This is a genomic window from Cedecea sp. (assembly GCF_036500665.1).
Classification (GTDB): domain Bacteria; phylum Pseudomonadota; class Gammaproteobacteria; order Enterobacterales; family Enterobacteriaceae; genus Cedecea.
The window spans coordinates 1-6017 of the sequence record NZ_DASYBS010000003.1 but is presented as its reverse complement, the minus strand read 5'-3'; the positions used below and the strand labels follow the sequence as shown (position 1 = coordinate 6017).

At 52.6% G+C, this 6017-nt stretch carries 7 protein-coding genes, 1 tRNA gene and 1 rRNA gene; 6 read left to right on the top strand and 3 right to left on the bottom strand.

Annotated features, from left to right (window positions below):
• The first annotated feature begins 54 nt into the window (after positions 1 to 54).
• A complete protein-coding gene (gene fis, locus VGM55_RS00160) occupies positions 55 to 351 on the top strand; it encodes a DNA-binding transcriptional regulator Fis (RefSeq protein ID WP_000462905.1) in 297 nt (98 codons plus the stop codon).
• Positions 352 to 411: 60 nt separating this feature from the next.
• Here the strand turns inward: fis and VGM55_RS00155 are convergent, their stop codons facing one another.
• Positions 412 to 546 (bottom strand): hypothetical protein, encoded by a 135-nt coding sequence (locus VGM55_RS00155; protein WP_268746991.1) that lies wholly within the window; start codon positions 544 to 546, stop codon positions 412 to 414.
• 96 nt (positions 547 to 642) lie between these two features.
• Between VGM55_RS00155 and VGM55_RS00150 the strand changes: the two genes are divergently transcribed.
• The 5 genes from VGM55_RS00150 to VGM55_RS00130 all read left to right on the top strand — a co-directional run bounded on the left by VGM55_RS00150 (position 643) and on the right by VGM55_RS00130 (position 5320).
• Positions 643 to 864 carry a hypothetical protein gene (locus tag VGM55_RS00150; RefSeq protein WP_038478295.1) on the top strand — a complete coding sequence of 74 codons (222 nt, stop codon included), beginning with the start codon at positions 643 to 645 and terminating at the stop codon, positions 862 to 864.
• Positions 865 to 1161: 297 nt separating this feature from the next.
• Positions 1162 to 2187 carry an amino acid ABC transporter substrate-binding protein gene (locus VGM55_RS00145; RefSeq protein WP_154188341.1) on the top strand — a complete coding sequence of 342 codons (1026 nt, stop codon included), beginning with the start codon at positions 1162 to 1164 and terminating at the stop codon, positions 2185 to 2187.
• 71 nt (positions 2188 to 2258) lie between these two features.
• The gene (locus VGM55_RS00140) at positions 2259 to 3440 is read left to right on the top strand and encodes an amino acid ABC transporter permease (protein ID WP_154188340.1); all 1182 of its coding nucleotides are present in this window, start codon (positions 2259 to 2261) and stop codon (positions 3438 to 3440) included.
• Between the two features lie 9 nt (positions 3441 to 3449).
• Complete coding sequence (locus VGM55_RS00135; RefSeq protein WP_154188339.1) at positions 3450 to 4553, top strand: amino acid ABC transporter permease; 1104 nt, start codon at positions 3450 to 3452, stop codon at positions 4551 to 4553.
• An 8-nt stretch (positions 4554 to 4561) separates the two neighbouring features.
• Complete coding sequence (locus VGM55_RS00130) at positions 4562 to 5320, top strand: amino acid ABC transporter ATP-binding protein (RefSeq protein ID WP_331634202.1); 759 nt, start codon at positions 4562 to 4564, stop codon at positions 5318 to 5320.
• A gap of 265 nt (positions 5321 to 5585) precedes the next feature.
• Here VGM55_RS00130 and rrf read toward each other — a convergent pair.
• Together rrf and VGM55_RS00120 are read right to left on the bottom strand one after the other, a co-directional pair.
• Positions 5586 to 5701 (bottom strand): 5S ribosomal RNA (gene rrf / locus VGM55_RS00125).
• A 38-nt stretch (positions 5702 to 5739) separates the two neighbouring features.
• Positions 5740 to 5815: transfer RNA gene (locus VGM55_RS00120), tRNA-Thr, on the bottom strand.
• Positions 5816 to 6017 lie beyond the last annotated feature (202 nt).

Sequence of the window (6017 nt, the reverse complement as noted above, 5' to 3'; positions counted from 1 at the left end):
TGGAGGCATACTTCGAAAATTTTGCGTAAACAGAAATAAAGAGCTGACAGAACTATGTTCGAACAACGCGTAAATTCTGACGTACTGACCGTTTCTACCGTTAACTCTCAGGATCAGGTAACCCAAAAACCCCTGCGTGATTCCGTGAAACAGGCACTGAAGAACTATTTTGCTCAACTGAACGGTCAGGATGTGAACGACCTGTATGAGCTGGTACTGGCTGAAGTAGAACAGCCATTGTTGGACATGGTGATGCAATACACCCGTGGCAACCAGACCCGTGCTGCCCTGATGATGGGCATCAACCGTGGTACGCTGCGTAAGAAACTGAAAAAATACGGCATGAACTGATACTAATCAGCGAGTGTTGTGAAAAGGCGCGAACCGGCATGGGGAAGCGCCTTTTTTCTTTTATTCACCTGAGATCTGACGTTTTTCATCATCATTTGCCGCTGCAGAGCTATTTCCTTCACTTTGTTTACACTGCACACGCTTTGCAATTATTCCCCAATCCTGTGGTCTGATACGCAGTGGTAAAATAGCCACATTCACTCCGGCACAGCATCCGAGAAAGCTTCGTACCTTTATGGGCACCTACGAGAGCGATCCCTGTTCCGGCGTTTGGTTCAAACGAGGTTCAAAATGACTAAATTCATCGCCGCTGCGTTGCTCACCACGTTTCTGGCAGGCTGCGCGACCGAGTCTCCTTGCGTACCGGTCTATGACGATCAGGGACGCCTGGTGCACACCAATACCTGTATGAAGGGTACCACCCAGGATAACTGGGAAACCGCAGGCGCTATTGCCGCCGGCACTGCCGCAGTGGCCGGCGTTGCCCTGGGTATCGTTGCGTTAACGAAATAAACCTTCCCTCATATAAAAGCGCGAGCCTCTCGCGCTTTTTTGCTTATTCTTCCTGCAATATCTGAATCATTTTGCTCTGAAATGCGCCGTTAGTTGCAGCCCTGCACTATTTCAGAGCGTTCGCTGCCCTTTTTGTTGATCCATCCCGGCCTCCTTCTGCGTAAGACGTTCACCGTAAAACCTGGCATTCCCTTTGCTTTACAGAATATGACTCGGGCATTTGCCACGAACAGGGATACGGCGCCTCCCGGACGCCATTACGCCAATAACGATAATTTCGCCACACAGGATGCATTTATGAAGAAGATGATGATCGCCACTCTGGTCGCTACCGGTACGCTGTTTGCGATGGCTAATCAGGCTCATGCAGGCACCACGCTGGATGCCGTAAAAAAGAAAGGCTTCGTACAATGCGGGATCAGTGATGGCCTGCCGGGTTTTTCTTATGCTGACGGCAGCGGCAAGTTTACCGGTATCGACGTGGATGTTTGCCGTGGCGTTGCGGCGGCCGTCTTCGGCGACGCCACCAAAGTCAAATATACCCCACTAACCGCTAAAGAACGCTTTACCGCATTGCAGTCTGGCGAAGTCGATATCTTGTCTCGTAACACCACGTGGACCTCCTCTCGCGATGCAGGTATGGGGATGGTGTTTACCGGCGTAACGTATTACGACGGCATTGGCTTCCTGACCCACAATAAAGCCGGCCTGAAAAGCGCTAAAGAGCTCGACGGCGCAACCGTCTGTATCCAGGCAGGTACTGATACCGAGCTGAACGTAGCCGACTACTTTAAAGCCAATAACATGAAGTACACGCCGGTGACATTTGACCGCTCAGATGAGTCGGCAAAAGCACTGGAGTCCGGGCGCTGCGATACCCTGGCCTCAGATCAGTCCCAGCTGTATGCCCTGCGCATCAAACTCAGCAACCCGGCCGAATGGCTCGTCCTGCCAGAAGTTATCTCTAAAGAGCCTCTCGGGCCTGTTGTCCGCCGCGGCGACGATGACTGGTTCTCTATTGTGCGCTGGACGCTGTTTGCCATGTTGAATGCCGAAGAGATGGGCATCAGCTCTAAAAACGTTGACCAGATGGCCGCTAACCCAACCACGCCCGATATGGCTCACCTGCTAGGGAAAGAAGGCGATTTCGGCAAAGACCTGAAGCTGGATAACAAGTGGGCCTACAACATCGTGAAGCAGGTAGGTAACTACGCTGAGATCTTCGAGAGCAACGTCGGGGCCCAAAGCCCGCTGAAAATCAAACGTGGCCAGAACAACCTGTGGAACAACGGCGGCATTCAGTACGCCCCGCCGGTTCGCTAAGCGAAATACCAGAACAGGGCACTGCTCGGTGCGGTGCCCAGGATCGATGTTCCTGTTACTGAGGTTTGCTTATGCGTCATCACCGCCCAGCCGTGAAGGCCGACTTATCGTTTTCTAACCCTTCGGTTCGCGCCTGGCTGTATCAGATAGTCGCCATTACTTTTGTCATTGGCGTGGCCGTTTATCTGATTCATAACACCATCACCAACCTGGATAGCCGCGGAATTACCTCCGGCTTTGCCTTTCTCGATCGCGCAGCCGGGTTTGGCATCGTCCAGCATCTGATTGACTACAATCAGGGAGACACCTACGGAAAAGTCTTCGTTGTTGGGCTTCTGAATACCCTGCTGGTCTCAGTGCTCTGTATCGTTTTTGCCACGTTTATTGGCTTCTTTGTTGGCCTGGCGCGGCTCTCCGATAACTGGCTGGTACGTAAGCTTTCTACCTTCTATATAGAGACGTTTCGCAACATTCCCCCGCTGCTGCAAATTTTCTTCTGGTACTTTGCCGTCCTGCGCAATCTGCCGGGGCCAAGGCAGGCAATAGACGCCTTTGGCCTGATGTATTTGAGCAATCGCGGGCTGTCTCTTCCGGCCCCGGTTATGGGTGAAGGCCTGCTGGCATTTGTGGCCGCCATACTGTGTGCGCTGATCGCCTCTGCGGGGCTGTATCGCTATAACAGAACGCATCAGATGAGGACCGGGCAAATTCGTCGAACCTGGCCTATCGCGATCGGAATGATCGTACTGATGCCGCTGATAGCACACGGGATCTTCGGTGCTGCGCTGCATTGGGATATTCCCGCCCTGCACGGTTTTAACTTCCAGGGGGGGATTGTGCTGATCCCTGAGTTGGCAGCCTTAACGCTGGCGCTTTCGGTCTATACCTCGGTGTTTATTGCCGAAATTATTCGTTCAGGCATTCAGTCCGTTCCCTTCGGTCAGCATGAAGCCGCCCTGTCCCTCGGTTTGCCTAAGCAGGTAACGCTGCGGCAGGTGATCGTGCCTCAGGCGCTGAGAGTCATTATCCCGCCATTGACCAGCCAGTATCTGAACATCGTCAAAAACTCTTCGCTGGCAGCGGCGATTGGTTATCCGGATATGGTCTCTCTGTTTGCCGGTAGCGTACTGAACCAGACGGGACAGGCAATCGAAACCATCGCTATCACGATGTCCGTCTATCTGGTTATCAGTCTCATCATCTCTCTGCTGATGAACATTTATAACCGCCGTATCGCACTGGTTGAGCGCTAAGGAATGTCGATGATTAAAGTTCTGAAGGAGCACAGTGCCCGCCCGACAGGCAACTCTGCAGAGCGAGTCTGGCGATGGATGCGTAAAAACCTCTTCTCCAGCTGGTTGAATACCCTGCTTACGCTGCTGTGTTTCAGCTTGATGTGGGTACTTATCCCTCCGCTGCTGAACTGGGCAGTTTTCCAGGCGAACTGGGTAGGCGAGACCAGAGCCGACTGCACTAAAGGCGGGGCATGCTGGGTGTTTATCCACGAACGTTTCGGCCAGTTCATGTACGGGCTTTACCCTCACGAGTGGCGCTGGCGAATCAACCTTGCGCTTATCATTGGGCTGCTTTCCGTTGCAGTCATGTTCTGGAAATCGCTCCCTCATCGCGGCCGCTATATTGCCTGCTGGGCAGTAGCTTATCCGGTCGTCGTCTGGTGGCTGATGTACGGTGGCTTTTTAGGTCTGGAACGTGTTGAAACACGTCTCTGGGGCGGCTTAACGCTCACCCTGATCGTGGCATCGGTTGGCATTGCAGGAGCATTACCTCTGGGTATTTTGCTGGCGCTGGGCAGGCGTTCACGCATGCCGGTAGTGAGAGTGCTCTCGATAATGTTTATCGAATTTTGGCGCGGTGTTCCGCTGATTACGGTGCTCTTTATGTCTTCGGTGATGCTGCCGCTATTTCTCCCGGAAGGCACCACCATCGATAAACTGATTCGGGCGCTGGTCGGGGTGATTTTGTTCCAGTCTGCCTATGTCGCAGAGGTGGTTCGCGGCGGGCTGCAGGCTTTGCCGAAAGGGCAATATGAGGCAGCGGAGTCACTGGCTCTCGGCTACTGGAAGACGCAAGGATTAGTGATATTACCGCAGGCGCTAAAGCTGGTGATCCCGGGTCTGGTAAACACGATTATTGCGCTGTTCAAAGATACCAGTCTGGTGATCATCATCGGCCTGTTCGATCTGTTCAGTAGCGTCCAGCAGGCAACGGTTGATCCGGCCTGGCTGGGGATGTCGACAGAAGGCTACGTCTTTGCCGCCATCGTCTATTGGATTTTTTGTTTCAGCATGTCGCGCTATAGCCAGCACCTGGAAAAGCGCTTCCACACCGGCCGTACGCCGCACTAAGGATTATCATGAGTAAAATGACACTGCAGGCTGCCGACACGATGATCACTCTGGAAAACGTGAATAAGTGGTATGGTCAATTTCATGTTTTAAAAGACATTAATCTCAATGTGAAGCAGGGTGAGCGTATCGTATTGTGCGGGCCATCGGGCTCCGGAAAATCAACGACGATTCGCTGCATCAACCATCTTGAAGAGCATCAGCAGGGGCGTATTGTCGTCGATGGGACAGAGCTGAATGACGATCTCCGGAATATAGAAAAAGTCCGTACCGAAGTCGGCATGGTCTTCCAGCACTTTAACCTGTTCCCGCATTTAACCGTCCTGCAGAACTGCACTCTGGCCCCTGTCTGGGTTCGTAAGATGCCTAAGAAAGAGGCCGAGGCGCTGGCGATGCATTATCTCGAGCGAGTGAGAATCGCCGAACACGCGCATAAATTCCCAGGGCAGATATCGGGAGGCCAGCAGCAACGTGTGGCCATTGCCCGCTCACTGTGTATGAAACCCAAAATCATGCTTTTTGACGAGCCAACTTCGGCACTTGACCCGGAAATGGTGAAAGAAGTGTTGGACACCATGATAGGGCTGGCAGAATCCGGCATGACAATGCTCTGCGTCACGCACGAAATGGGTTTTGCCCGCACCGTCGCTGACCGGGTTATCTTTATGGATCGCGGAGAGATCGTAGAACAGGCTCCGCCTGAGGAGTTTTTTGCCCATCCGAAATCAGAAAGAACGCGAGCTTTCTTGTCTCAGGTTATCCATTAAACGACAAAGGCCGCTGATGCGGCCTTTTTATTGTGTTTTCCAAATTCAGAAAACAAAAAGGCCACCTGTTAAGGTGGCCTTGATGTTTATTTGATGCCTGACAGTTGTATGCCGGGCTTTCCTGCCCGTCACCCTTCGGGCCGCCGCAAGCGGCGTTCAAAATCGTTCCAGACGATTTTGTCCTGCTCTCTGAGAGTAGCGGCTTACAGAAACCATAAAACAAAAAACCCCAGCTAATAAGCTGAGGTTTTTTGTTTTATTTGATGCCTGACAGTTCCCTACTCTCGCATGGGGAGACCCCACACTACCATCGGCGCTACGGCGTTTCACTTCTGAGTTCGGCATGGGGTCAGGTGGGACCACCGCGCTACGGCCGTCAGGCAAATTCTTTTCTACGTGCCGAACTTAAACCTAAAAACTGGTGCTGATACCCAGAGTCGAACTGGGGACCTCACCCTTACCAAGGGTGCGCTCTACCAACTGAGCCATATCAGCACGCTTAATTTGATGCCTGGCAGTTTATGAACTTACGTTCACCCTACGGGCCGCTGCTTCGCAGCGTTCAGACTCACCTTTCGGTTCGTCAGTCCTACTCTCTGAGAGTAGTGAACTGCCTCGTATTACTGACCATTACTGCTAATTTGATGCCTGGCAGTTCCCTACTCTCGCATGGGGAGACCCCACACTACCATCGGCG